At 34.4% G+C, this 26,009-nt stretch carries 19 protein-coding genes; 4 read left to right on the top strand and 15 right to left on the bottom strand.

Going from position 1 to position 26,009, the window contains the following annotated elements:
- Positions 1–119 precede the first annotated feature (119 nt).
- Complete coding sequence (locus tag ACSVH9_RS04310) at positions 120–1,373, bottom strand: protoporphyrinogen/coproporphyrinogen oxidase (RefSeq protein ID WP_438062638.1); 1,254 nt, start codon at positions 1,371–1,373, stop codon at positions 120–122.
- A gap of 532 nt (positions 1,374–1,905) precedes the next feature.
- Between ACSVH9_RS04310 and ACSVH9_RS04305 the strand changes: the two genes are divergently transcribed.
- Positions 1,906–2,304: a hypothetical protein gene (locus ACSVH9_RS04305; RefSeq protein WP_438062637.1), complete on the top strand. Its 399-nt coding sequence runs from the start codon at positions 1,906–1,908 to the stop codon at positions 2,302–2,304.
- A gap of 578 nt (positions 2,305–2,882) precedes the next feature.
- Here ACSVH9_RS04305 and ACSVH9_RS04300 read toward each other — a convergent pair.
- From ACSVH9_RS04300 to dprA, 4 genes are all read right to left on the bottom strand, one after another.
- Positions 2,883–4,757 carry a M1 family metallopeptidase gene (locus ACSVH9_RS04300; RefSeq protein ID WP_438062636.1) on the bottom strand — a complete coding sequence of 625 codons (1,875 nt, stop codon included), beginning with the start codon at positions 4,755–4,757 and terminating at the stop codon, positions 2,883–2,885.
- A 33-nt stretch (positions 4,758–4,790) separates the two neighbouring features.
- The gene (locus ACSVH9_RS04295; RefSeq protein ID WP_438062635.1) at positions 4,791–6,389 is read right to left on the bottom strand and encodes a S8 family peptidase; all 1,599 of its coding nucleotides are present in this window, start codon (positions 6,387–6,389) and stop codon (positions 4,791–4,793) included.
- Positions 6,390–6,526: 137 nt separating this feature from the next.
- Positions 6,527–7,384 carry an MBL fold metallo-hydrolase gene (locus ACSVH9_RS04290; RefSeq protein ID WP_438062634.1) on the bottom strand — a complete coding sequence of 286 codons (858 nt, stop codon included), beginning with the start codon at positions 7,382–7,384 and terminating at the stop codon, positions 6,527–6,529.
- A 183-nt stretch (positions 7,385–7,567) separates the two neighbouring features.
- Positions 7,568–8,668 (bottom strand): DNA-processing protein DprA, encoded by a 1,101-nt coding sequence (gene dprA / locus ACSVH9_RS04285; protein WP_438062633.1) that lies wholly within the window; start codon positions 8,666–8,668, stop codon positions 7,568–7,570.
- A gap of 219 nt (positions 8,669–8,887) precedes the next feature.
- Between dprA and ACSVH9_RS04280 the strand changes: the two genes are divergently transcribed.
- The gene (locus ACSVH9_RS04280) at positions 8,888–9,880 is read left to right on the top strand and encodes an SPOR domain-containing protein (RefSeq protein ID WP_438062632.1); all 993 of its coding nucleotides are present in this window, start codon (positions 8,888–8,890) and stop codon (positions 9,878–9,880) included.
- 43 nt (positions 9,881–9,923) lie between these two features.
- On the opposite strand, the gene ACSVH9_RS04275 is transcribed toward ACSVH9_RS04280, so the two are convergent.
- From ACSVH9_RS04275 to ACSVH9_RS04250, 6 genes are all read right to left on the bottom strand, one after another.
- Complete coding sequence (locus ACSVH9_RS04275) at positions 9,924–12,194, bottom strand: helix-turn-helix domain-containing protein (protein ID WP_438062631.1); 2,271 nt, start codon at positions 12,192–12,194, stop codon at positions 9,924–9,926.
- Between the two features lie 173 nt (positions 12,195–12,367).
- A complete protein-coding gene (locus ACSVH9_RS04270; RefSeq protein ID WP_438062630.1) occupies positions 12,368–12,931 on the bottom strand; it encodes an OmpH family outer membrane protein in 564 nt (187 codons plus the stop codon).
- A gap of 243 nt (positions 12,932–13,174) precedes the next feature.
- Positions 13,175–14,023, bottom strand: coding sequence for a class I SAM-dependent methyltransferase (locus ACSVH9_RS04265; RefSeq protein WP_438063027.1), 849 nt, complete (start codon positions 14,021–14,023; stop codon positions 13,175–13,177).
- A gap of 97 nt (positions 14,024–14,120) precedes the next feature.
- On the bottom strand, positions 14,121–15,992 hold the full coding sequence (gene mnmG / locus ACSVH9_RS04260; RefSeq protein ID WP_438062629.1) for a tRNA uridine-5-carboxymethylaminomethyl(34) synthesis enzyme MnmG: 1,872 nt from the start codon (positions 15,990–15,992) through the stop codon (positions 14,121–14,123).
- A 144-nt stretch (positions 15,993–16,136) separates the two neighbouring features.
- The gene (gene ybeY / locus ACSVH9_RS04255) at positions 16,137–16,556 is read right to left on the bottom strand and encodes an rRNA maturation RNase YbeY (RefSeq protein ID WP_438062628.1); all 420 of its coding nucleotides are present in this window, start codon (positions 16,554–16,556) and stop codon (positions 16,137–16,139) included.
- Positions 16,549–19,845, bottom strand: a complete 3,297-nt coding sequence (locus ACSVH9_RS04250; protein ID WP_438062627.1) for a hypothetical protein — start codon at positions 19,843–19,845, stop codon at positions 16,549–16,551. The genes ybeY and ACSVH9_RS04250 overlap by 8 nt, the downstream gene beginning before the upstream one ends.
- A 146-nt stretch (positions 19,846–19,991) precedes the next feature.
- On the opposite strand from ACSVH9_RS04250, the gene gltX reads away from it, so the two are divergent.
- On the top strand, positions 19,992–21,506 hold the full coding sequence (gene gltX / locus ACSVH9_RS04245) for a glutamate--tRNA ligase (protein WP_438062626.1): 1,515 nt from the start codon (positions 19,992–19,994) through the stop codon (positions 21,504–21,506).
- 90 nt (positions 21,507–21,596) lie between these two features.
- The gene (locus ACSVH9_RS04240) at positions 21,597–22,577 is read left to right on the top strand and encodes an SPFH domain-containing protein (protein WP_438062625.1); all 981 of its coding nucleotides are present in this window, start codon (positions 21,597–21,599) and stop codon (positions 22,575–22,577) included.
- Positions 22,578–22,590: 13 nt separating this feature from the next.
- Here ACSVH9_RS04240 and ACSVH9_RS04235 read toward each other — a convergent pair whose 3' ends face one another.
- From ACSVH9_RS04235 to ACSVH9_RS04220, 4 genes are all read right to left on the bottom strand, one after another.
- Positions 22,591–22,845: a DUF6327 family protein gene (locus ACSVH9_RS04235; RefSeq protein WP_438062624.1), complete on the bottom strand. Its 255-nt coding sequence runs from the start codon at positions 22,843–22,845 to the stop codon at positions 22,591–22,593.
- Positions 22,846–22,847: 2 nt separating this feature from the next.
- A complete protein-coding gene (locus ACSVH9_RS04230) occupies positions 22,848–23,198 on the bottom strand; it encodes a competence protein (protein ID WP_438062623.1) in 351 nt (116 codons plus the stop codon).
- Between the two features lie 11 nt (positions 23,199–23,209).
- The gene (locus ACSVH9_RS04225; RefSeq protein ID WP_438062622.1) at positions 23,210–23,539 is read right to left on the bottom strand and encodes a YtxH domain-containing protein; all 330 of its coding nucleotides are present in this window, start codon (positions 23,537–23,539) and stop codon (positions 23,210–23,212) included.
- Between the two features lie 301 nt (positions 23,540–23,840).
- Positions 23,841–25,880 (bottom strand): glutamine--tRNA ligase/YqeY domain fusion protein, encoded by a 2,040-nt coding sequence (locus ACSVH9_RS04220; protein WP_438062621.1) that lies wholly within the window; start codon positions 25,878–25,880, stop codon positions 23,841–23,843.
- Between the last annotated feature and the right edge of the window lie 129 nt (positions 25,881–26,009).

Raw genomic sequence — 26,009 nt, 5'->3', positions numbered from 1 at the left:
GTGTTTTTGATTAAGGCTAATCTAATGGTTATTTAATTATTGGTATTGGTATGCTTTCGTAACGATTTGTTACATTAATTTGAAAATGAAAGCTTTGAATTGGTTTTTATAACAGAAAATTACTTTTTGTCGTGTTCCGAAGCGATTAAATTCGCTACCAATCGTCCGGATTTCATCGCGGCATTGATGGAACCGTTTAGCAAATGATCCCCACAACAGTATAGATTGGGTGCCAATTTCAGTTCCGCTTCCGAAACATCATCATGGAGTACCGGTAACTTCGGTAACGCATACGCAATGGTATAAGTTTTCAAATGCGACCAATTTTCGACTTGATTACCAAACCAAGGTCGCAATTCTGCCTTAATGTTTTGAGACCATTCGGCATCGCTCAAATCATAAGCTCCATTGCAAGACACCGAAATCAAAACCTTCCCCGCGGGAGCATAGGCTTTACTTATGTTGGTCATCACCGTGAGGTTATTCACCCATTGTTTGTTCTCGGAAGCATTCAAAATAACCACCGCTTGATCTGATGGCGCTACAGTAGCTTGAAAATAGACATTGGTTACCGAATGATGTTCGGTAGTTGCATTTTCTTTATATTTCGAAAGCAAAGCATTGGCCTCAGTCGCAATCACAATAACATCCGAAGTGATTTCCAAACCTTCACTGGTCACGATTGTTGTATCTTGAATAGCAGTGACATTGGTATGAAACATAAAAGCATCCGAAGGCAATTGATCCGCCAATTGTTTTGAAATTTCCTCCATACCCAAGGCCGGAATAGCCGCATCACCCTCGGAAAACATTTTCATTACAAAATCAAACATTCGGTTGGGTGTCGCAAGTTCGTTTTCTAGAAAAATCCCAGAGAAAAACGGTTTGTAAAAACGATTGATCATTTTGGCACTGAAACCATAGTCCGAAAGTTGTGCCAAACTGGATTGTTGCTCTTGCGAAAAAATCTTCTGAATCGATTTGCCTAGCAATTTTTGCTTCAATACAAAAGTGTTGATTTTATCTTTAAGCGAACCAACAGGAGCCAAAACCGTTGCCACAAAAGCCGACGGTCTTCGGAAAGGATCTGCAAGGTCAAATTGACCACCGTCATACAAAACGGTAGCACCCGGCAAAAAAGTTTTGAGCTGCAAGGCCTCATAATTCAAAAGACTTTGAGCCTCTGGATAAGAAGTAAGCAAGACTTGAAACCCACGATCGAGCCTGAATCCCTCCACCATATCCGTCTTGATGCGTCCGCCGGGTCGATCACTAGCCTCTATAATTTTTACTGAAAATCCTTGACGGTGCAAATGCAAAGCAGCCGAAAGCCCCGAAATTCCTGCGCCAATAATGGTTACCTTTGGTTTCATAATGCTGAATCTATTGATGTCCTCACAAAACTACGCTTTAATTTATTCGATCACAACAGTTTCGCTAGAACAAAAAAGCCAAGTTTTCACTACCTCAAAAAGCATCTTAATGAAAAAATAAATGGGCAACTAGACTCCAAAAAAGTATTATTTGCAAAAGTATTAGGAGCACACCACCCTTCTTTACCACACGACTCCTCCCGTGATCCGCTATATCTTTGCTGCCGAACCCCGTCAGCAAAGGATGCCGCTCCTCCCGGGGCTAGTAAAGACGAATTGTTTTCATAACGCATAGTGTAAGCTATAAACCTAGCTCCTGCAAGGTTTTCAAAACCTTGTAGGTGTTTTAGTATTTGCTTATAAACAACTAGAAAATAAATAGTTCGATTATGATTTGTAGGAATAATTGAATATATTTGAAGAACGATAAAGCGAAATCAACCTTTTCTTAGCGTTCCTATTTTGATGAATATATGGAGGGTTGTTTCGCATATATACAAGTTATGTGACATTGTCAGAAACTAAGTGCTAAATGGAACAAAAAGAATTTTCAAAATTGATAATTGAATTCCTCGATGGAAATTATCCAGAGTTTACGCAGACAATAAAGTACCAAGATGATGGATCATTTGATTGTAGTTTGAAAAGCGAATCCGAGATATTTTCGATTTGGATTGCAACATATAATTCTGAAATTACTATTGGAATTGAAGACCCGAAAGGCGAATGCAATATTCATACTCATATTGCGTGTTATGAATTGGACGATTTAAAATCGTGTCTTGAAGAACTCACAACATACATAGAAAATATTAAAGCCGACAAATTGATTTTATACCAAGATGAATCGGAAAAATATGACTGGATAGACTCATCGAAGTTTGAAAACCTAAATGGTAACAAAAAAATTTCGTGGAAAATCACTCCCTAGCTAGAGTAGTGCCAGAAATTATGGTAATAATGACCAAACTATTTTAGAAATTGATATAAATTAGTTACGGGCACGAGCGTGACGCTCGCGCTAGCTAAGGAAACTTAAATGAATAAATAACTACACCCCACGCTAATGCGAGCGTCACGCTCGTACCCAATATCATCAATAGCTAATAAACTTCAACGTTCCCGAGACAAATTTGAAATATTCATCTTTGCGGGCACGAGCCTGAGGCATCGCGCTAGCGAAGGGGAACAGTCATATTGCCAATTAGATATTGCTGTTTTTTTTATGAAAACAAAAAGCTCTCGCCTAGACCCGATTGCTTCGCCAGTTCGCTTCGCTCGGGTGTAGTGGAAATCCTTATGACCCGGGGTTCAGGGCATAAGATTATAACGGAAAGCGGGACAACTCGTGTGGTACGCAAAGAAGTCCTGCTCCTAAAAACTTAAACACGAATGACACGAATGGGTACGAATTCGTAGTCAAATGGTAGTTCCTTCTCGTAAACCTTTCAGAAATTTGATAAAAAAAGTCTAGCTTTCACTAGACTTTTTTAAGATATTTCGAAAAAATTATTTCACTTCCAAAATGTTGTTAGCGGGTTTTACATCGGCTAGTAAACCACTAGGGTCGATGGTGATTTTTTTGATGGCTGATTTGGGTTTGCCAATCGTCAACTCATAGGTGGGATACGCCCAAGCCCAATCCTTGGCCACCGTTCTTTTGATGGCTGGCGTTGGATTTTCTTTTTCAAAACTCATCATTCGCAACGGAATGTAGAAGCTTTCGGTAGTGCCATCGGTGTATTCTACATACAAATCGATAGGCATTGGCATACGCCCAATGCGTTCTAACGTCACCACGGTTTTATCGGAGGCGTCTTTAGCGTCTTTTATGGCGTAATCAATCGTGTTGGTAGTTTGGGTCCAATCGGTCAAATACCAGTCCAAATTGGCGCCAGAAATGCGTTCTGCGCTTCTTTTGATGTCATTTGGCGTTGGATGTTTGAATTGAAAGTCTTGATAGTACTTTTTTAGCGTTTTCAAGAGGTTGTCTTTTCCAATCAAATAACCCAATTGCGTCAAGAAAACTTCACCTTTGCTGTAAGAGGTGATGCTGTACCAACGGTTTTTGTCAAATCTATCGGCGTGCGTGCTTTGTGGCTGCTCTTCGCCAGAATTGGCCATAGCAAGGTAGCCTTTGTAAGCATTGATAAAAGGATTTTCAACGGGTTTGTCGGAAATGGCATTCAGACCAAAATCTTCTAAAAACGAAGTGAAACCTTCGTCCATCCATCCGTGTTTGGATTCGTTAGACGCCAAAACGTGTTGGAACCAAGAATGCGCCATTTCGTGACCGGTAACTCCCAATAAACCTTCGAAAGTTCCTTCGCCTAAAATCAAGGTACACATGGCGTATTCCATTCCGCCGTCGCCACCCTGAATTACAGAATACTGTTTGTAAGGATAATTGCCAACAGTTTCATTGTAGATTTCCATAAGCTTAGCGGTCTTGGGTTGCAAGGCTTTCCAATTGGCAATAATCTTTGGATTGTTTTTGTATAAAAAGTGCAAATCGACGTTGTTCGGTCCTTTCACCACATCGTGCAAATAGTCTTTGTCGGCAGCCCAAGTAAAATCGTGCACGTCTGGAGCATAAAAATGCCACGTCAGCGTTTTCGATTTTTTGTTGACTGGCACCGTAACGCCAGCATCTTGGTAACCATAACCAATGTTGTTTTTGTTTTGCAAATAACCAGAGCCTCCCAAAACATAGGCTTTGTCAATCGTAATTTTCACGTCAAAATTACCCCAAACACCGTGAAATTCACGAGCGATATACGGATCGGCGTGCCAACCTTCAAAATCGAATTCGGCCATTTTTGGGTACCATTGCGTCATCGATAATTCGACACCTTCTTTGTTATTGCGCCCAGAACGACGAATTTGAACGGGAACTTGTCCTTCAAAATCTAGAGTAAAAATCGTTTTTGCGCCTGGTAATAACGGTTTGGCTAAGGTAACTTCGAGTATCGTTCCTACTTCTTTTGCCGAAGCCGCTACTCCATCTTGTTTAAAATTAGCAATATGCAAAAAACCAATTTCGTTGGGTTTCAAATCTTTGATGCGGCTTTGTTTGGTTTCTACTCCATTCACCGTGGCTTTGTGCACCATACGTGCATCAGGATCTTTGATGGTTTGGATTCTCGCATCCATCTCACTTCCAGGTGAAAAAGCATTGGGATACAAATGATAGAAAACTCTAGTCAAGGTCTCAGGCGAATTATTGGTATACACCAATTCTTGTTTCCCTTTGTATTGATAGGTTTTCACATCCATCGACACATCCATTTTGTAATCGACGTGTTGTTGCCAATAGCTAGTGTTTTGAGCCGAAAGCCATCCAAAACCGGATAATAAAAAGGAGACTAAAACTATTTTTTTCATTCGAATAACTTTATGATTAGTATGTTCAAGGTTTTATCCTTGGATTTTCAATTTTGCTTTTGGGTTTTTACTCAATTGCTCTGCCATTTTAAAAGCATTATAAGCATTGACCATCGAAGCGGATTTGCCTACTTCAGCAGCGTTTTTCAATTCTTTCTTTTCGCCAACAACTACTTTTGATGGTAATGGTGTACCTGAACTCATCAAGATTTGTTTTACTTGTTTGGCGGATAATTTTGGGAAATAAGAACGAATCATTGCCGCTACTCCCGCTACATTTGGAGAAGCCATTGAAGTTCCTTGCAAATATTTGTATTTGTTATTCGGGATGGTAGCATAGATTTCTTCACCTGGAGCAAAAACATCTACATTGAAAGCGCCATAATTAGAAAAACCAGCAATTACCTCTTCGCCATAGTTATAGTTTAAAGCGCCAACAGTGATTACATTCGAAGCAAATTCTATTTTGTTATCGTCTGAATCGTTCGGGAAATTAGCATTTTCGGCTAAATCAATATTAAGTCCATCATTTCCAGCTGCGTGTACAAAAAGCACATCTTTTTTCTCAGCATATTTGATAGCGTCATACACCCATTGCTTGTGTGGTGAAAAACTTTTTCCAAAACTTCCGTTAATGACTTTGGCGCCATTGTCTACCGCATAACGAATAGCCAAAGCAATATCTTTATCATATTCATCTCCATCTGGAACGGCACGAATGGTCATAATTTCAACATTGTTAGCAATCCCATCTCCGCCTAAATTGTTGTTTCGTGTTTGTGCAACAATCCCCGCAACGTGAGTTCCGTGTAAGGCCTCTTCTTTGTCTGGACCAAAAACAATATTGTTGCCATATTTAGTGTTTTTGATGTCTTCTGGATTGTCTCCGACTGCTTTACGTCCGTTTAACTCCAAATTCAAATTGTAGTTCAATTGATCGTATACGTACTTACGGTACTCCTCTAATTGTGAAGAAAAATCGGCACCACCTGCATTGGTCAAAATTTGAGTCATCACGGCTTTCGCATTGGTCAACTCAGGCTCTGTAGTTGTGATAGCTTTTACTTCATCTAGCGTATATACCGCTTTCTGCAAATGTTTTTGCACGACTTTATCAACGTTGATAAGAAAATCAACTTGTTGCTTGCCTTGCATCGCCTCTGCATATTTTTTATCATAGGCTGCTTTGGCTTGTTTGTAGGCAGCTGAACCATCGTCGCCTTTTTTGACAATACGCGTCATTTCTAAGGTTTCGTGCAAATCGTTGCCCAAGAAATTCCATCCGTGTACATCGTCAATAAACCCATTCTTGTCATCGTCAATACCGTTGCCAGCAATTTCTTTCTTGTTGGTCCAAAGCACTGATTTCAGGTCTTCGTGCTCGATATCCACTCCAGAATCGATGATTCCCACAATGACTTTTTTTCCTTTTTTATCTTTAATTAACTCTGCATACATTTTGTCGACACTCATTCCTGGAATACTGTCTTTAGCCAAATCCAAATGCGACCAACGCTGCAATTGTTGCTCAGTTAATTTTCCTTTTTTACCCGTAAATGTCTGTGCATTCCCTGATAAACAAAAAGCCAATGCCAATGCCAAAGCCCATTGGGTGTATTTTATTTTTTTCATTGATGATGAATTAGAATTAGTTTTTCTTTCCAAAAATAAGAGAAGTGAATTAGATAGCGTGCAATTGTTAACGGTTTTTTGTGAGAAAAGCAGGTTGCATCTGTTTCAAACCCTTTTTATTGATAGGAGTTTGTTTTTTACAACACCTCTTCACATGTAAAAACCTCTTTTAAACGAACGCCTTTTTCGGTGTGTTGTACCGTAATGATTTCGTTATGGGCATCGTGTTCTAAGAACAAAAAGTGGTTGTGATTTGCGGCGGCTGTGAGTACTTTGTTTTTCTCAGGCATAGTCAGCAACGGGCGCGTGTCGTAGCCCATCACATACGGCAGCGGAATATGACCTGCCGTAGCGAGCAAATCGGCACAAAAAACGATGGTTTTTCCGTTGTATGAAATATGTGGTAGCATTTGCTTTTCGGTGTGGCCGTCGGCGTAGAAAATGTCAAAACCCATTTCGGTTGATACGCCAAAATCACCTTCTGGACGTTGGATAAAATGAAGCTGGCCGCTTTCTTTCATGGGCAAAATATTTTCGGATAGAAAGGAAGCTTTTTCACGCGCATTGGGTTGTGTGGCCCATTGCCAATGGTTTTCGTTAGTCCAAAATTTAGCGCTTTTAAAAGCAGGTTCATAGCCTGTTCTGTCTTTATTCCACTGAATGCTTCCTCCGCAATGGTCAAAATGCAAATGGGTCATAAAAACATCGGTAATATCATCGCGATGAAAACCGTGCTTTGCCAAGGAAGTGTCCAAAGAATGACTGCCCCAAAGCGAATAATATCCAAAAAACTTTTCGGATTGTTTGTTGCCCATTCCTGTATCTATCAAAATCAAGCGATTACCATCTTCGATTAACAAACAACGTGCGGCAATGTCTATCAAATTATTAGCATCGGCTGGATTGGTTTTGTTCCAAATGGTTTTGGGCACCACGCCAAACATAGCGCCTCCGTCGAGTTTAAAATTTCCGGTTTCTATAGCGTATAACTTCATTTTTGATTTTTATTTCAAAAGTATGATTTATTGTGAAGAAAAATGAAAATTATAAGTTAAGATCGGGATTCGCGTGAGGGATGGCAGTGGAGCTCTCCCGATTTTTCATCGGGAAGCGGGAACGTACAGCCCGACCCGAAGTTTTTACGTAGGGGCACGCCCAAATAAAAACAAAATCCTCGTCTATATCGCTTCAAACAATTTGCCTGGTAAAGGACGAATGACGCCTTTGAGTTCCATGTTCAAAAGTAAACTTGAAAGTTTGAAAGTAGGCAATTGACAATCTATTGCAATGCTATCAAGCATTTCTTTGCCAGATTGTAAAAGGTAATCGTAGATTTTTTGTTCATCGGGCTCTAAAGCCACGAAGAGTTGTTTTTGAATGGCTTTTGGATTGGTTTGTATATCCCAATTGAGATTATAAATTAAATCGGCAGCACTTGTAATCATTGCTGCTTTTTGAGTTTTGATAAGATTATTGCATCCTAATGAATACTTATCGGTAGATCGACCCGGAACCGCAAATACGTCACGATTATAATCGCTGGCTATTTGGGCTGTGATTAATGAACCTCCTCGTTCGGCAGACTCTATGACGATAGTTGCCTGAGCCATACCGGCTACAATGCGATTGCGACGGACAAAGTTTTCTTTATCTGGTGGTGTTGAACTCCAAAATTCGGAGATAAATCCGCCATTTTGTTCCATTTTGACCATGTATTTTTTATGGTTTTTGGGATAAATATGTTGCATCCCATGTGCCAAGACTCCAATAGTTTGAAGACCATGGTCCATTGCTACTTGGTGCGCCACTATATCCACACCATAGGCAAATCCGCTGATGATTACTGGGTTTAAAGGAGCCAAATCGGAGATGAATTGTTTGCAAAATTCGGTCCCATATGCTGTGATTTGACGCGTACCAACAATGCTAATCATTTTTTTGTTGGTCCAATCTTGTTCGCCTGTACTGAACAAAAGTAGTGGACCATCAACACATTGTTTTAAGGATTCAGGATAATTTTTGTCTTGAAAAAACGAAACATTTATCTGATTTTTAAGAAGGTAATCGAGTTCCGCTTGTGCTTTCGAAAATACGGTTGGGTCTTTTAAATTTTTAATGAGAGTCGCTCCTATTCCATCAATAGCGGCCAATTGCTGTGGTTTTGCTTTGAAAACGGCTTCGGCTGAACCTAAATGTTGTAGTAATTTCTTAGCAACTATGTCACCAACCCCTTCAACACGCTGCAGGGCTAGCAGAAAAAATAAATCTTGATTGGTCATGCTTTTACTTTAAAATTTTGGCGTATAGAAAAAAATTGAACAGAAAAAAACCAAAAAACATCCTCAAAAAGTATTTTTTTCAGAGGAATCCAATGGAACTATCGCTGCTTCAAATGTAATAAGTAATTGAAAGTGAAATATATAAATTTTAATGGAATTTGTTAATAAAAATTGTGAATAAAATTTTGATAACTATTTTGGTTAGCTAACTTTGTTAGTATGAAAATCGAACAATACATCTCTCAGCTTTTGTACCGTTACCAATGTGTAGCTGTACCGGGTTTTGGTGCTTTTTTAACTGAAACACAGTCTGCTCAATTGCATGAAAGTAGCACGTCTTTTTTTCCGCCCAAAAAAATGATTTCGTTTAATGCGAATTTAAAAAACAATGATGGTTTATTAGCCCATCATATCGCTCAAGCGGAAAAGACTTCTTACGATTATGCCGTAAGTGCTATTCAATTTGAAGTATTCAATTGGAAAAAAAGATTGGAAACACATGGTGTTCTTTCTTTCAAAAACATTGGTACTTTTAGATTAAATGCTGATGCTAACCTAGTATTTACTGCCGAAGATAGTAACAACTACTTGACTAGTTCGTTTGGTCTAAGTCCGTTTGTTTCTCCAATGGTTAAAAGAGAACTGTTCGAAAAAGCAGTAGAAGCTAAAACTTTGGTTGAAGAACCGATAATTAAACATACACTTACTTTATCTCCTGAAGAAGAGGAAGAAGAAGTTACAAAAGGACAACGTTACCCGTTTTTACGTTATGCGGCAATCTTTGTATTAGGTTTGGGTATCACTTCTAGTGTTGGGTATAGCATATACCAAAAACAAATTGAAGAGGCTACACTTTTGGTAGAGACATCTGTACAAAAGAAAGTGCAAAACAAAATACAAGAAGCTACTTTTTTTATAGAAAGCCCGATTCCAACAGTAACATTATCAGTTAAAACGAATCCGAAAAAAGAAGTAGTTTCGTTTAAATACCACATTATGGCAGGAGCTTACAGAAGTGAAGTTAATGCTAATAAAGAACTTAGAGAACTAAAAAAATTAGGCTATGATGCCAAAAGAATTCCAGAGAACAAAAATGGTCTTTACCCCGTTGTTTATGGAAGCTATGCTACGTTTGCCGAAGCTCAAAAAGCTCAAAAAGAAATCATAGAAGACCATAATCCTGATGCTTGGATTTTGATTCAATCTTTATAAAAAACGAAAAACCTATTCACAAACGAATAGGTTTTTTTGTAAATCAGCTATTTAAACTTGCTTTATACATTCGAAGTTCCTCCCAAGTGAAGGTTTCACCGTATTTTTCTTTTAGAGGTGCCAATGTTTCTTCACTATACCCATAAAAAGCCTCCGAAAGCGCTTTCAATTTATCTTCTGGCAAGACTGCTTCAATTTTTATTTTTTGTTGCGAGATTAGCTTAGTAATGTGCAGCAAGATGGTTTCTTTTGTCAACATTCGAAGAAGCGCTATTTCGGTAATGGATTTATTTTCCAACCACAAAGCATGCGTTTCTTCAACAGTATTTTTCTTTTGCGCTTTTGCTCCTTTATCCTTTGTTTTATAACGCATTACATCTATTTCCTCATCAAGTAAATTGGCATGTTGCTCATTAAAAGCATTCTTTACTTTTTCAATTTTATGGGACAAATAATTTTTAATCTCTGGAGAGGTTAATTTTTCTTTAGAAATAGCCTCCCCAGCAACAACTGTAGCGACTAAAAGTTGTGCTTTCATCAATCTAAGAACTGCTTTGGTCTGTAATTCTTCCAAAAGTGATAACTCCTCAAAATAACCTTTGGATTTCTTACTATACTGCGTTTCTTGCAATTTCCAAAGTAGGGATTCTACCATTGCATCCATTGGCTTCCAAAAATAATCGAAAGCGGCATTGATACGTTGTAAAATAAGATTGAGGTCAACCGTTTCATTTGCAAATAGTTTTTGCAATTGTAAAATAAATTTAGACGCAGGCTCTAATAGCTGTTCCATAGCATCTGATTGTTCCTTTGCCCAATTTGCATTCCTAGATTTAAGAGACGAATCTGAAGCCTCCTCATAACTAAAACGGTGATTACGCCATTCTTGCGCTAATTCCTTCCAATTGAAGGTAGTACACAAATAATCTAAGATGAAATGTTTGGTTTCAAAATGCAATACCGATTGCAAATACGTATCACTAGCTTTATTTTGAGCATACTCCATCACATCCTGGTCGCTAGAAATACCATTCATACGTAGCGGAGAAAGCAAAATAAGCCCTTCTAACGAACGCAAACGAGATAAAGCAACATAAGCCTGCCCAGGTAAAAAAACTTGCGATACGTCAATTGCAGCTTTGTCAAAAGTTAAACCTTGACTTTTATGAACTGTAATTGCCCAAGCTAATTTGATTGGATATTGAACAAAGGTACCCAGCACTTCTTCTTGAATTTCCTTTGTGAGTGGGTCAACTTGATAACGGATGTTTTGCCATTCGTACTTTTCAACTTCTATTGTTTTGTTCTCCTCTGGAAAATGTACCCTAATTTCTTTCTCGGTCAAAGAGGCAATAGTTCCCATTTTACCGTTAAAATATTGTTTATCAAAAGATAAATCATTTTTGACAAACATAATTTGTGCACCCACTTTTAATTCTAATTGTGCATCTAATGGATAAATTTTTTCGGGAAAATCTCCTGTTATCTCAGGATAAAAACGATATAATTTACCTGCTAATTCTTTTAAAGATTCTGTATTAATCGCATCAGCTTTAGCATTATGGGTGGTCAAGCATATAAAACCTTTATTCTCTTTTAAATCAAAATTAGGTTGTACGAATTGATTTAAAATAGCAATATCTTGATTTGTGATTTGGTTATTTCTCAAATGATTCAAAACGGTAATGAATCGCTCATCTGTTTGTCTGTAAATATGCGACAACTCAATATACAGCGGTGGAAATTGAACTAAAACTTGAGCATGAAAAAAGAATTTCCCTCTGTAATAATTTCGCAAAGTACGCCATTCTTCATCTTTCACCACTGGTGGTAATTGTAGTAAATCTCCTATAAATAAAATTTGCACCCCACCAAAGGGAAACGAATTTTTACGAACCGTCTGCATCATGAAGTCCATTGCGTCTAATAAATCTGCACGCAACATACTCACTTCGTCAATTATAAGCAATTCCATATTCCGAATAACTGCTTTCTTGACAGCATTCATCTTGAAATGACGCTTTAGCGTGGACTTGGTTTCAAACTTTGTACTTTCAAAGAACTGCGGATCAGAATGATCTGGTATGAAAGCACCAAAAGGCAATTGAAACATAGAGTGTATTGTAACTCCATTTGCATTTAGAGCAGCGATACCTGTCGGAGCAACAACTACTGTATTTTTATGAGTAGTTTTAATAATCTCACGTAATAAAGTAGTCTTTCCTGTTCCTGCTTTTCCCGTGAGAAAAACAGAACGATTGGTTTGATTGATAAATTGCAACGTATAAGCAGCGGCTGTAGATAAGGTTTGCATAAGGCGTATAAATAAAGAACTAAAAATATTAAAAAATAGTAGAAGTAAAGTATTATAAATCAATAAAAAAATAAATAATCTGTGACATAAACAACAAAAAATACATCTCATTTATCCAAAAAAAAAAGCCTTCAATCTTTAATAGATGAAGGCTTTTCAATAGCTAAAAAAGCTTATTTTTTTGTTTCTTCTTTTTCTTTACTAGAACCAGAAGCTTTGTATTTTTCATTCAAGGCTTTGATAATATCTTTAGTAATATCAAATTTATCTTCTGCATACAAAATAGAAGCAGCATCACCTGTACCATAGATGTAAGCATATCCTTTTTCTTTACCATAAGCTTTGATAAACTTCTTTACACCACTTACTAATGAATCCATCTCTTTACTACTTTCCATTTGCAATTGTTGAGATAATGCTTGTTGTGCATATCCTAATTGTTGTTCTCTTTTTTGTAATTCAGCACCTTTCTTCTGAGCCCACTCCTGACCATTTGCTTGTGCCTGTGCTTGAAAATTAGAAGCTTCTTGTTTGAAACGATTTATTTCAGCCTCTAATTGACGACCTTTTTCTTGTGCTTGTGCTTTGTATTTAGCTTCAAGGTCTTTTGCCTCTGTATATTCCTTCATTAATTCAGAAGTATCTACATACGCCGTTTTTACTTCTTTTACTTCTGCTTTTTTATCACAAGACACAATTGAAATTGCTAGTGCAAGGATAAGTAATGATTTTTTCATTTGAGTTAATTTATTATTTTAAGATGTTTGACAAAAATATAAAAAAATAGTTAGTAGCGACATAAAGTTTAAAAAATGAACAAAATTAACAACATCAATTTTTATTATTAAAGGCGAAAATGCAATAAGAATACTTGATAAAAAATAACATTCATAAATTAAAAATAAGGCGCTTTTAAAAAAAACCGACGAAATACATCCTTTTAGAGTAAAATCGTCGCTTAAAACGCTTAAAAATAGATTTTACTTATTTTTTAGCACATAAATCAGCGAAGAATACTCATTTGTGCGTCTTGCTTTCCAATTTGAACGTAGCCCTACAAAAAAAGCTGAAAAATAATTCATTTTACCCGTTTTATATTTTTCGGACAATAGACTCACATAAAATGAATCAAACTTCATTGGAAGTACTTTGCTTAATTTCATGTTTTCTTTTTGAAAAAGCAGCTCAATAGCTTTTTTTGAAAAATGCCAAAAATGAATCGGAACATCATAAGCAGCCCAAAACTCTTGGTAATAGTTTGCATCGTATGATTTGAAATTGGGTACAGCAACAATTAAAGTTCCCGTAGGTTTTAATAATCGCTTTAATTCTTTGATTTGAAAATCTAAATCAGGAACGTGTTCCAAAACATGCCACATTGTAATACAATCAAAACTATGCGAAGCTAAAGAAGAGGTGTCGGGTACAAAAGAAATTCCTTTTGTGATTGCTATAGTTTTCGCTTTTTCACTTGGTTCGATACCTATCGTATTCCAACCATCATTTTTAGCTACTAACAAAAAATCACCTGTACCTGCACCAATATCCAAAAGCTGTCCTTTTGATGCTTGTTCTGCATTAATTAATTGCAATTTATTTTTTAGAGCAATTCCTTTTACAAAATGATAGGCTTTTTCAAATAAACTACGTTTTGAATCAGTATGCGAAATATAATCTATACTTTCGTAGTAGCTTCCTAATTTATCTAATTCTGGTTGTGGATAGGTAACTAACATATCCAAAGTTGCATCGTAATGCAAATCAAAAATTTCTTTAGAAACCGAAAAATCTTTTACAGTAAGAAAATGTTTTTTATCAGTTAAATTCATTTGAGGTTGATTAATTGCTGAAAAAGGCATTACTCTTTTCACGAGTAATGCCATTATTTTTTATTTAAGTTTCACGTGGAACAATTCGATTAAAATTTTATCTGCCCATATAGATTAATAGCACAGATATATCGCTAGGAGATACTCCACTAATGCGTGATGCTTGAGAGATTGTAATTGGACGTATCTTACTCAGCTTTTGTCTAGCTTCGATAGACATCGATTTTATTTTTGAATAATCAAAATTTTCAGGAATCTTTACTTCTTCCAGACGCGTTAGTTTATCTGCATTATTACGTTCTTTTTCTATGTAACCAGAATATTTGACTTGTATTTCTGCTTGTTCTAAAATTTCTTGGTCTAAATTATTATCCTGAACGTATTGCTGCACTTTTTCAAATTTTAAAATATCTTCTAAATCTATTTGCGGACGTGAGAATACTTTAAACATTTTATCACCTTGAGAAATCAAAGCCGTTCCTTTTGATTCTAAAATTGGATTTGCTTCAGCAACAGTAACACTCGTTTCTTTAAAGAAAGAAACCATTTTTTCAGATTCATTTAGCTTGTGCTCCATTCGACGTAATCTTTTTTCAGAAGCTAATCCAATTTCATAGGACAAAGGCGTTAATCTAAAATCTGCATTATCTTGACGCAATAAAGTTCTATACTCTGCTCTGGAAGTAAACATACGATAAGGTTCTTCAGTTCCCTTAGTAATTAAATCATCAATAAGAACACCAATGTAAGCTTCGTCTCTTTTTAAAATTAATGGTTCTTTCTCATTAATTTTCAAATGAGCATTAATTCCCGCCATCAATCCTTGAGAAGCCGCTTCTTCATATCCAGTAGTCCCATTAATTTGTCCAGCGAAATATAAACCATCAATAAGTTTAGTTTCCAAAGTGTGCTTTAATTGCGTTGGTGGAAAATAATCATACTCTATAGCATAACCAGGTCTAAAAAATTTTACATTTTCAAAACCCACAACAGAACGCAAAGCTTTAAACTGAATATCTTCTGGTAAAGAAGTTGAAAAACCATTAACATAAACCTCACAGGTATTCCATCCTTCTGGTTCAATAAAAAGTTGATGACGTTCTTTATCTGCAAAACGATTAATTTTATCTTCTATAGAAGGACAATAACGAGGGCCTAAACTTTTAATACGTCCGTTAAACATTGGAGAACGGTCAAAACCTTCTCTCAAAATAGAATGAACTTCATTTGAAGTATATGTCATAAAACAAGAACGCTGATGAGTAAGCGGAGAAGTCACATCTGAATAAGAAAATTTATCAGGACGTGCATCCCCTTTTTCTTCATTCATTTTTGAGTAATCCAAGGAACGACCATCCACTCTTGGCGGTGTACCTGTTTTCATTCTTCCAGATTCAAAACCTACTTTTACCAAATCTTCGGTTATACCATAAGCAGCACTTTCACCTGCTCTACCACCACCAAATTGTTTTTCTCCAATATGAATTAAACCATTTAAAAAAGTACCATTAGTTAAAACAACTGCTTTTGAACGAATTTCTACACCAAGTGAAGTTTTAATTCCTTTTATGCGACCATTTTCAATAATAAGACCACTAACCATTTCTTGATAAAAATCAAGATTAGGAGTGCCTTCTAACATCATTCTCCATTCTTCCGCAAAACGGATACGGTCACTTTGAACACGTGGTGACCACATTGCTGGACCTTTTGATTTGTTCAACATTTTAAATTGAATTGCAGTACGATCAGAAACAATCCCAGAATACCCTCCAAGAGCATCGATTTCACGAACAATCTGACCTTTCGCAATTCCACCCATAGCGGGATTGCAAGACATCTGAGCAATGTTTTGAAGACTCATTGTAACCAATAAAGTCGAAGAACCTAAATTTGCGGCGGCGGCAGCAGCTTCAGAACCTGCGTGTCCTGCACCAACCACAATAACATCATACTCATTTAAAAACATAATACTAAAATTAAAATCTATAAATGTTCCACGTGAAACCTATACTTCAGTTACAAATGAAACCTGTGTTTGAGTTCCACGTGGAACAAACAAAAAAACTTACTTAAAAATGTTTCACGTGAAACATAAAAGAGAGTTTATAAATTACTGTTCCACGTGAAACAGTTGTATTTTTTCATCTTCCTTTTGGCGCATTAATAATTCATCGGACTCCGATTTGTCTTTATATCCGCAGTAGTGTAAAACTCCGTGAACCATAACGCGTTTTAATTCTTCAGTAAATGAAACATTAAAATCATTAGCATTATCTCTAACTCTTTCAATAGAAATAAAAATATCACCATTCAATTCATTACCTAATGAATAGTCAAAACTAATAATATCCGTTAAAGTGTCGTGATTTAAATACTCAACATTTATAGCAAGTAAATATTCGTCATCACAAAAAATGTAATTAATTTCACCCAACTTTTTGTTTTCAGACTCTATAACCTTTGTAAGCCAAGAAGCATATACCGCTTCATCATCTAGAGCAAACTCTAGTTCGTAATTAAAATCAATCATTTTTATTAAAATATTCTTGAACCTTTTGGTTAAAATTGGAGCGCAAAGGTAGTGATTGTCTGTTTAATATTTCTATACTATTTATATATTGAAGTAAGTTAGTTGGCAGCTGTTTAGCTGGATTAGAAAAAGACTTGAGATTAGTTTCAGATTGACGTTTTGTATCTTGACCTTGCTGTTGTAAAGCATTATCCAGTTTAAGCAATTCGTGGTTGAGATTTAGAATGCGTTGTAATACTTCATTCTTAAAACCTATGTTCAATAATTGCTTTTCTATCTGTTTCATTTGTTCTAATGCATTTTGTCCTGCACCATTGATGCCGTTTTTATTCAACTCATCTTGCAATGCATCACGCAATTGTTTTTGCTCTCTATAGATTTCTAAAATAGCTTTTGCATCCCCTTCTCCACTTGAACCTTCATCACCTTCTTTGGAAGAGGCACCACTAGAAGAAGGTTTCGGTTTGCCTTCACCTGCTTTACCATCACCCTTCATTTGTTGCTTCATTTTATCACCAAGACCTTTTTGCTTAGAAATAATATCAGGAAGCTGCATACCTTTACCTTGTCCTGGTTTTGGATTTCCACTACTCATACCAGAAAGATCCATTTGCATATTATGAAGTATTTCACTTAAAAAATCTGCAAGTTTATTAGCAGATGCAACACTAAATTGCTGATGAGAAATACCTTTAGATACTATGCCGTTGCCTAATTTATCAATTGCATTATCTATATTATACTGAACATTACCGATTTCTTTTGTGACATCCTCAGCAATTTTAGCATTACGCAATGACATAGAAAACAGTGAATCATCAACGTGCTTGAATTGCGTCTTAAGTGTTTGTTGTGTTTTTAAATGTTTATTATAAGTAGCGGAACCTACTTTAGTAGCCTTAAACTGTTTCATAACATCTTCCTGAGAATTTGAAAATGCTAATAAATTATCAAGGACTTGACGAAGCATTTTAACATCTTCTTGCAATTGCTCTTGCTCTCCCCCTTCCATAGCTTGCTTCATTGACTGACTCATTTTCTTTAAATTCTGTGAAGCGTTCTTTTGAGATTCTTTAGCTTTAGAAGTATTCTTTTTATTCAACTGTTCCTTTGCATTAATCAAATCACTATTAATCTTTTGTTCTAATTCTTTAGTATTAGGAATATCTAATGGTGATTTTAAAGCATTATTATCTTTGGATAACTCTTTTAATTCATCTTGAATCGCTTTAAATTCTTCATTAATTTTCTCCTGATCTTTGGCTGTACTAGGATTCGAATCCTCAGATAATTTTTTTTCTTCTTGAGATAACTTATCTAACTTATCTGCTATTTGATTGGCTTTTTTATCGACATAATAACGCTTGGTTAATTCTACTAATTGTTCTAAAGTCTTAACTTGATTTTTACTAGATTGCTTAAATTGTTGTAACTTATCTTGAAGTTCTTCTTTATTTAACTTTTCATTTAACGCTTTCAATTCATCCAATAATTTTTTATTCTTATCTAAAGCATCCGAAACTTTATCCAGTCTTTTCTCTAATGACTCTTTAGTTTTATCATTAGAATCCTTCTTACCTTTGCTGAGATTCTCTTTAATTTTTTCAGAAAAAGATTTCATCAACTCATCTAGTGCTTCTTGCTTTTTGATAAAATCATTAATCATTTGTTGGTCCTTGAACTCTAAATCTTTCTTTTCTTTATCTGATTTATTTAGTTTATCAATATCCATAAACTGCTTAGATTGATTTTTTAAAGTCTTCTCAAGGCTATTCAAATTAGAATTTTGATTCTCTATTAACGCGTCTTGCAATTCAATCTCAGTACTTATACGATTACTAAAAACAGAAGAACGTACACTTTTAAAGTTATGAAGTATATCATTGTCAAAAATCTCAAAGTAAAAATCATAAGCAACACCTTGATTAACTTTTAAATTACCAGGAAAAGAATAAACAAATTGATCAAAAACTCCTGTATTAGTAGTTAATGTTCCACGTTTGGCAGTAGCAGGTTTTCCTTTTTCATAATAAACAATTTGAAGTTTAGAAAAACCATAATCATCTGCAATTTTACCAATAAAGAAACTCTTATCAACCTTAAGACTGTCGGGTGCTTGTTGTACATCTATAGAAGGAAACTGGTCTTTTACTATAGCTATCTGATATTGTAATTTTTCGAAGTTTTTAAGATTACTATTAGATGTAATTACTTGATATTCTGTATTTTGATTTATTTTTTTAGCAAAAACAAAAGAATTATCATTAGCGAAAAATTTTGAGGACATTTTATTTGAATTAAAAACTATAGATTCAGTTGAAGAACCAATAATTTTCCATTCTACTAGAGTTCCTTCGGGTATAACTGCATTACCAGTACCCATGATTATTTCAGTTTTTCTTTTTAAGTAATTGGGAAAAGTTAACTTCATTTCAAAACTAGAAATTGAAGGTACAGATACGACATTTAACTCATAATCGGGTGAAATAACAGTATTAGCCTCGAGATGAAAAACAATAGTTTCTGAAGGAGAATTGATTTTGTATTGAAAAATACCCGAGCCATTGTTCTCCATAAAATAACTTTCATCGCCTATAAAAACAACAATGTTTTCAGGTAAAATTGAGCCTTCAGCTTTAACTTTCAAAACAAAATCACTATTCTGTTGTACAACCAAACTAGGATTAAGAATAACTAAATTAAAAGGAGCGGGCTTAATAAAAGATGCTTTGTAGTGAATAACACGATTTAAACTCTGAGAAATAACACTACTGTTACCAGAAATAAAAAAAAGTAAAAGAAAAACTAAAGGAATTAAAGCTATAGGAAGATAACGCTTATTCTCACCAAAGTTTATAGCTCTAACAAATGGAATAGGTGCTAAATTTTGAGACTTTTGTTCAATTGAAGCATATAAAAGTTCTGAACCAGCATTTGAATTCTGTGATAACTGAAGAAAATTAAGTAATTTATCACTCACCTCTGGGAAATGACTACCAATAATCTTAGATGCCTCAAGGTAAGAAATTCCTTCTTTCAACTTAAACAGTTTAAAGATTGGAAATGCAATAAAACGAGTTAACAAATAAACTTCAACAAGGATAAATGTCCAAAACAAAAACGTTCTAGCCGCTGGTTGCAACCATAAAAAGTATTCAATAAAAAGCGTAAATAAGAAATACAAAAGACCAAAACCAATGAATAATAATGTTCCACGTAAAAGTTCATTAGTGTAAAACTTCTTTATAAAAGCTTCTAATTTTTGATATATGATAGTAGATGTATTCACAATAATTAAAATTGATGATATAACCTATAAAAGTACAATTTTATATGAATTAAAAAGTTAAAAGACAATCAAAAGCATGGTATATAACACATGTAAAATCATAAAGGATACTAAAATCGTATATTTGCAAAAAAAATATAAAGAAAATGTCAAAACCAGTACGCGTGCGATTTGCACCAAGTCCAACAGGACCATTACATATTGGTGGTGTAAGAACTGCCCTTTTTAATTATTTATTTGCAAAAAAAAATAATGGTACATTTTATTTAAGAATAGAAGATACAGATCAAAACCGTTTTGTAGAAGGTGCAGAAGAATACATAATGGAGGCTTTAGAATGGTTAGGAATTGCGCCTGAAGAAACCGTAGGAAAAAATGAAAAATTTGGACCGTATAGACAAAGCGAAAGAAAAGAATTGTACAAACAATATGCAGATAGATTAATTGCATCAGGTAATGCTTATTATGCATTTGATACTCCTGATTCATTGGATACTTTAAGAAAACAATTTGAAACAGAAGGAAAAACGTTTATTTACAACCATAGTAATAGAGAAAGTTTGAATAACTCATTGGCATTGTCCAAAGAAGAAACTGAAGCTAAAATTGCAAATGGTGAAGAATATGTAATACGTTTTAAAACTCCGGTGAATGAAACTTTACACTTGAGTGATATTATAAGAGGTGAAGTTAAATTTGAAACAAGTTTACTCGATGATAAAGTGTTATTCAAAAGTGACGGTATGCCAACCTATCACTTGGCCAATATAGTAGATGACCATTTAATGGAAACTTCACACGTAATTAGAGGTGAAGAATGGTTACCATCAATGCCGTTACACGTAATGCTATATCGTGCCTTTGGTTGGGATGCTCCAGAATTTGCTCATTTGCCTTTAATTCTAAAACCAATTGGTAATGGAAAATTATCTAAAAGAGATGGAGATAAAATGGGCTTTCCAGTGTTTCCATTAGAATGGAAAACTGAAGAAGGAATATCATCAGGATACAGGGAAAAAGGATTTTTCCCGGAAGCTGTAGTTAACTTCTTAGCGTTATTAGGATGGAATGATGGTACTGAAAAAGAATTGTTTTGTTTAGAGGAATTAGCTGCAACATTTGATTTAAAAAGAGTGCATAAATCGGGTGCAAAATTTGATCCTGAAAAGAATAAATGGTTCAACCATCAGTATTTAATACATAAGTCAGATGAAGAATTGGCAAAACAATTTTTACCAATTGTTGCAGAGCAAACAGGAAAAATAGAAGCAATAGAAATAAATAAATTGACAAAAATCGTTTCCTTAATCAAGGAAAGAGCTCATTTCGTAAATGAATTTTGGGAGTTAAGCAATTTCTTTTTTGAAGAACCTACTGCTTATGACGAAAAAGCAAGTAAAAATTGGAAAGAAGAAACTCCTCAGTTAATGAAGAATTTGATTGAAGTCCTAAATGAAATAGAAGACTTTACTTCAAACACTATTGAAACTCTTGTAAAAGAATGGATGACAAAAAATGAAATTGGAATGGGTAAAATTATGCAACCTTTCCGATTGAGCTTAGTTGGAGCGCTTAAAGGCCCTCAACTATTTGATATTGTAGAGATAATAGGGAAAGAAGAAACCATAAAAAGGATTCAAAAAGCCGTTACAACTTTATAAAAAAACAGCTCTCCAATTGGAGAGCTATTTTTTTTGTAACATTAAAAGTATTCTTACGTATAAACAGTAACTAATCTTAAAAAAAGAATCATGAATCCTATTTTAATTGTGTTACTAGTCTTCGGATTATTAATTTTATTGTCTTCCTTCTTTACTGTAAAACAACAAACAGCAGTAGTTATTGAACGTTTTGGAAAGTTTACAAGCATCAGAAATTCAGGTTTACAACTCAAAATTCCAATAATTGACAGAGTTGCGGGTAGAGTAAATCTAAGAATTCAACAATTGGATGTGTTGATTGAAACCAAAACAAAGGATAACGTTTTTATCAAAATGAAAGTTTCTGTACAGTTCAAAGTAATTCAAGATAAAGTCTATGAAGCATTTTATAAATTAGAATTTCCACACGACCAAATTACGGCTTATGTATTTGATGTAGTACGAGCTGAAGTTCCAAAGTTAATTCTAGACGATGTTTTCGTAAGAAAAGATGATATTGCAATAGCTGTAAAAAGAGAATTAAACGAAGCAATGACTACTTACGGATACGATATTATCAACACCTTAGTTACAGATATAGATCCAGATATTCAAGTAAAAAACGCAATGAACCGAATAAATGCAGCAGATAGAGAAAAAACAGCTGCGGAATTTGAATCAGAAGCACAAAGAATAAGAATTGTAGCCAAAGCAAAAGCGGAAGCTGAAAGTAAAAAATTACAAGGACAAGGTATTGCGGATCAAAGAAGAGAAATTGCTCGTGGACTTGTAGAAAGTGTCGAAGTTTTGAACAATGTTGGTATTAATTCTCAAGAAGCCTCGGCGTTAATTGTTGTTACTCAACACTATGATACCTTACAAGCCATTGGTGCAGATGCCAATTCTAACTTAATATTATTACCAAACTCTCCACAAGCCGGAAGTGATATGTTGAATAATATGATTGCCTCCTTCTCTGCTTCGAGTCAAGTAGGACAAATGATGAAAAAAACGGAACGCGTTAAACCAAAAGAAATTGTGAAACCGCAACCACCTGAAGAAACTCAAGAAACAAATTCAGAAGAAGTATAAACAAAAAAGAGGCTTAACGGCCTCTTTTTCTATTTATAATCCACCCAATAATGTAAGGTAGAGCTGTTTGTAATATCTGAACATAATTATTAGAAATGGTTGATTTGAAAGAACCTAAATAACTATTAATTATATTTTGTGGTTCAAAACTCTCTTTGGTTTTTTGAACACTCAATAGTAATTTTTGATAATGAATTTCTTTTTCCAATTTCAGAATTTCTAAATCACGATCAATATCTGCATAAGATGAATATTTTTTTGGTTCCATAATTAATCGTTAAAAAAGATTTCTGAAAACTTCTCTAAAATTGGTCCTTCAACAATTTTATCTTTAATCAAAAACAAACCAAAAGTAATTAAAAGATAAAAAGAACCTACAGCTAAGAAACCTAAAGCATTGCTTTCTAAATAAGTACCAATAGCTAAAGCGGCTGCAATAGAACAAAACAACAAAACCATTGAGAAACATAGAAGTATCAAAGAAAACTTCAAAATCATCGTTGTGGATTTCATAGTTACTTTGAAACCCCAAAGTTTGTAGTAAGCTGCATTGCTTTCAATGTATGCTTGAAGTTGCTCTTGAATGTCTTCTGTCTTTTCTTTAAGTTCGTCTAATGCCATAATAGAAAGAATTATTTTTGAAATTTAGCATTCTTCAATTTTAAAGCAGCTAACTTTTCTTCTAGTAAGGTTATTAGCTCTTCCGTTTTATGACTTGCATTAGAAACAAAATTTTCGAAATTTTCATCAAAATTGTCTTTTGTTAAAAAAGCCTTATCAACTAATTTTTCAGAAACTTCAGAAAATTTTTCATTTAAATTTTCTTTTGCTTCATCAACTCCTTCACGAATTTTTCGTCGTGTATTAGTTCCTTTGTCGGGAGCAAATAAAATTCCAATTCCTGCTCCAATAGCAGCTCCTGTTAAAAGTGCTAAAATGGTATTTCCAGTGTTACTTGCCATGATACTTAAAAATTACTGTTATTAATTATAAAGATACTACTTTATTAACAAAACAAAGTTAACAACGTGATAAACTATTAAAAAAGGGAGTGAAAATTAAAATAAAGCTTTTATTTTAAATAAAATTTAAAAGACATAAATTGAGTCGAAGAAATAAAAAAAATGCCTTAAAATTGATTTATGAAAGTCATTTTTAATAATAAAAAATAATAAAACTTTAATTTACAATAGAAATTATAAATAATAAAAAAGCATCCCAATAAAGGATGCTTTCAATAATAAAAACTTATACTTTAAAATCTTAAATTAAAGTTTTAAATTGATTCAAATGAACAACATCATTCTGTAAATTATGAATAACGATTTCACGAACCAAAGTAGATTGACTTTTTAGAGACATCGTATACAATTTTTGTAACGCTTCAGATTCTATATCTTTAAAAGATACTTTATTTGAATATTTCAAAATTAAATTAGAAAACAATAATGCATTATTATCATTTTTGATGTTCTTGGTTACTGTTTGAGTCAATAAACTATAATTATCAATACTTTCAATATTATTAACAATGGAAGCTAACAAAGTAGAAGCTACATTATCATCTTTTTCTTTTACGTATTTGTTAATTTCTTTTTGAGTATTCATCAAAAGATTTGATTCTTTTTTGTCTTTCTCTTCCCAAGCATCTTTCAAACCAACTGTTTTGTTAAACACTAATTTGGAATCAGTTGCATCTTTATCCACAGAAAAATAACCCAATCTTTGAAATTGATAATGAGTACCAGAAACCGCATCTTGTAAACTTGGTTCCACATAACCAGTTACAATTTGCAAAGATGATGGATTCACAAATTCTAAGAAACTTTTCTCTTTATGACTATCAGGTGCTTCATCAGTAAATAAGCGGTCATACAAACGAACTTCAGCTTCAATAGCGTGATTAATAGCAACCCAATGAAGTGTTCCAGCTACTTTACGTTTGCTGGCTTCACTCCCACTTCCACTCAAAGAATCCGTGTCATAAGTGACGTGAATTTCTTTAATAGAACCGTCGGAATTCTTTACAACAGACTCACCTTTAATAATATAACCATTTTTTAAACGTACTTCATTACCAATACTCAATCTAAAAAATTTAGCTGGAGCTACTTCAAGAAAATCTTCTTTTTCAATGTATAATTCACGTGAGAAAGGAACTTTTCTAAAACCAGCTGTTTCATCTTCTTGATTATTTTCAGCGTCTAACCACTCTACTTTGTCTTCTGGATAATTGGTAATAACCAATTTCACAGGATCCAAAACAGCCATAACTCTAGGTGCTTTTTTATTCAAATCTTCACGTAAGCAGAAGTCCAACAAAGAGATATCAATAATATTTTCACGTTTAGCAACACCTATCGTATCACAAAATTTACGAATAGAAGCAGCGGTATAACCTCTTCTACGTAAACCAGAAATAGTAGGCATTCTTGGATCATCCCAACCATTAACTACTTTATCTTGAACCAATTGTAATAATTTTCGTTTGCTCATAACAGTATAATTCAAGTTCAAACGAGCAAATTCATATTGATGTGGTCTTACTTTTTCCGTATCATAAATTTGATCCAAAAACCAATCATACAATTCACGGTGCATTACAAACTCTAAAGTACAAATTGAGTGAGAAATTTGTTCTAAATAATCACTTTCCCCGTGAGCATAATCATACATTGGATAAATATTCCAGTCATTACCAGTACGATGATGATGACGATGTAAGATTCTGTACATCAATGGATCACGCATCAACATATTAGTAGAAGCCATATCAATTTTGGCTCTCAAAACATGGCTACCTTCTGGAAAATCTCCATTTTTCATACCTTCAAACAATTGAAGATTTTCTTCTATAGTACGATTTCGATGAGGACCATCAACACCAGGTTGTGTAGGCGTTCCTTTTTGAGCAGCCATTTCTTCAGAAGTTTGGCTATCCACATAAGCTTTTCCTTTCTTAATCAAAAGAATAGCCCAATCATACAATTGCTGAAAATAATCAGAAGAATACAATTCTTCAGACCAATTAAAACCTAACCATTTTACATCTTCTTTAATAGCATCAACGTATTCTTGCTCTTCTTTTGCAGGATTCGTATCATCAAATCGAAGATTAACTGGGGCATTATATTTTAAACCTAAACCAAAATTGAGACAAATAGATTTGGCATGGCCAATGTGTAAATAACCATTAGGTTCGGGTGGAAAACGGAAGCGTAATTGCTCTTTAGGAAAACCATTAGCAATACTATCTTCAATGATTTGTTCTATAAAATGAAGTGATTTTTCTTCTGCAGCCATTATATTGAAATTTGAACGGCAAAGTTATCAAAATTGTTGAGGAATCTAGGTATAATAGGGTTCTTTATTTATTTATTCCATTAAAAAAACAAAAGAATTTGTACTTTTAACGCAAGAAAAAAATATTTT

Origin of the sequence: Flavobacterium sp. RSSB_23 (assembly GCF_051547145.1) — a bacterium.
Lineage (GTDB): Bacteria > Bacteroidota > Bacteroidia > Flavobacteriales > Flavobacteriaceae > Flavobacterium.
Note: the sequence above shows the minus strand (reverse complement) of the source record. Positions and strands in the feature narration are given on the sequence as shown.

Coding starts and splice junctions, on each gene's coding strand:
- ACSVH9_RS04310 (WP_438062638.1), bottom strand. CDS start 1,373: ATGAAACCAAAGGTAACCATTATTGGCGCAGGAATTTCGGGGCTTTCG.
- ACSVH9_RS04305 (WP_438062637.1), top strand. CDS start 1,906: ATGGAACAAAAAGAATTTTCAAAATTGATAATTGAATTCCTCGATGGA.
- ACSVH9_RS04300 (WP_438062636.1), bottom strand. CDS start 4,757: ATGAAAAAAATAGTTTTAGTCTCCTTTTTATTATCCGGTTTTGGATGG.
- ACSVH9_RS04295 (WP_438062635.1), bottom strand. CDS start 6,389: ATGAAAAAAATAAAATACACCCAATGGGCTTTGGCATTGGCATTGGCT.
- ACSVH9_RS04290 (WP_438062634.1), bottom strand. CDS start 7,384: ATGAAGTTATACGCTATAGAAACCGGAAATTTTAAACTCGACGGAGGC.
- dprA (WP_438062633.1), bottom strand. CDS start 8,668: ATGACCAATCAAGATTTATTTTTTCTGCTAGCCCTGCAGCGTGTTGAA.
- ACSVH9_RS04280 (WP_438062632.1), top strand. CDS start 8,888: ATGAAAATCGAACAATACATCTCTCAGCTTTTGTACCGTTACCAATGT.
- ACSVH9_RS04275 (WP_438062631.1), bottom strand. CDS start 12,194: ATGCAAACCTTATCTACAGCCGCTGCTTATACGTTGCAATTTATCAAT.
- ACSVH9_RS04270 (WP_438062630.1), bottom strand. CDS start 12,931: ATGAAAAAATCATTACTTATCCTTGCACTAGCAATTTCAATTGTGTCT.
- ACSVH9_RS04265 (WP_438063027.1), bottom strand. CDS start 14,023: ATGAATTTAACTGATAAAAAACATTTTCTTACTGTAAAAGATTTTTCG.
- mnmG (WP_438062629.1), bottom strand. CDS start 15,992: ATGTTTTTAAATGAGTATGATGTTATTGTGGTTGGTGCAGGACACGCA.
- ybeY (WP_438062628.1), bottom strand. CDS start 16,556: ATGATTGATTTTAATTACGAACTAGAGTTTGCTCTAGATGATGAAGCG.
- gltX (WP_438062626.1), top strand. CDS start 19,992: ATGTCAAAACCAGTACGCGTGCGATTTGCACCAAGTCCAACAGGACCA.
- ACSVH9_RS04240 (WP_438062625.1), top strand. CDS start 21,597: ATGAATCCTATTTTAATTGTGTTACTAGTCTTCGGATTATTAATTTTA.
- ACSVH9_RS04235 (WP_438062624.1), bottom strand. CDS start 22,845: ATGGAACCAAAAAAATATTCATCTTATGCAGATATTGATCGTGATTTA.
- ACSVH9_RS04230 (WP_438062623.1), bottom strand. CDS start 23,198: ATGGCATTAGACGAACTTAAAGAAAAGACAGAAGACATTCAAGAGCAA.
- ACSVH9_RS04225 (WP_438062622.1), bottom strand. CDS start 23,539: ATGGCAAGTAACACTGGAAATACCATTTTAGCACTTTTAACAGGAGCT.
- ACSVH9_RS04220 (WP_438062621.1), bottom strand. CDS start 25,880: ATGGCTGCAGAAGAAAAATCACTTCATTTTATAGAACAAATCATTGAA.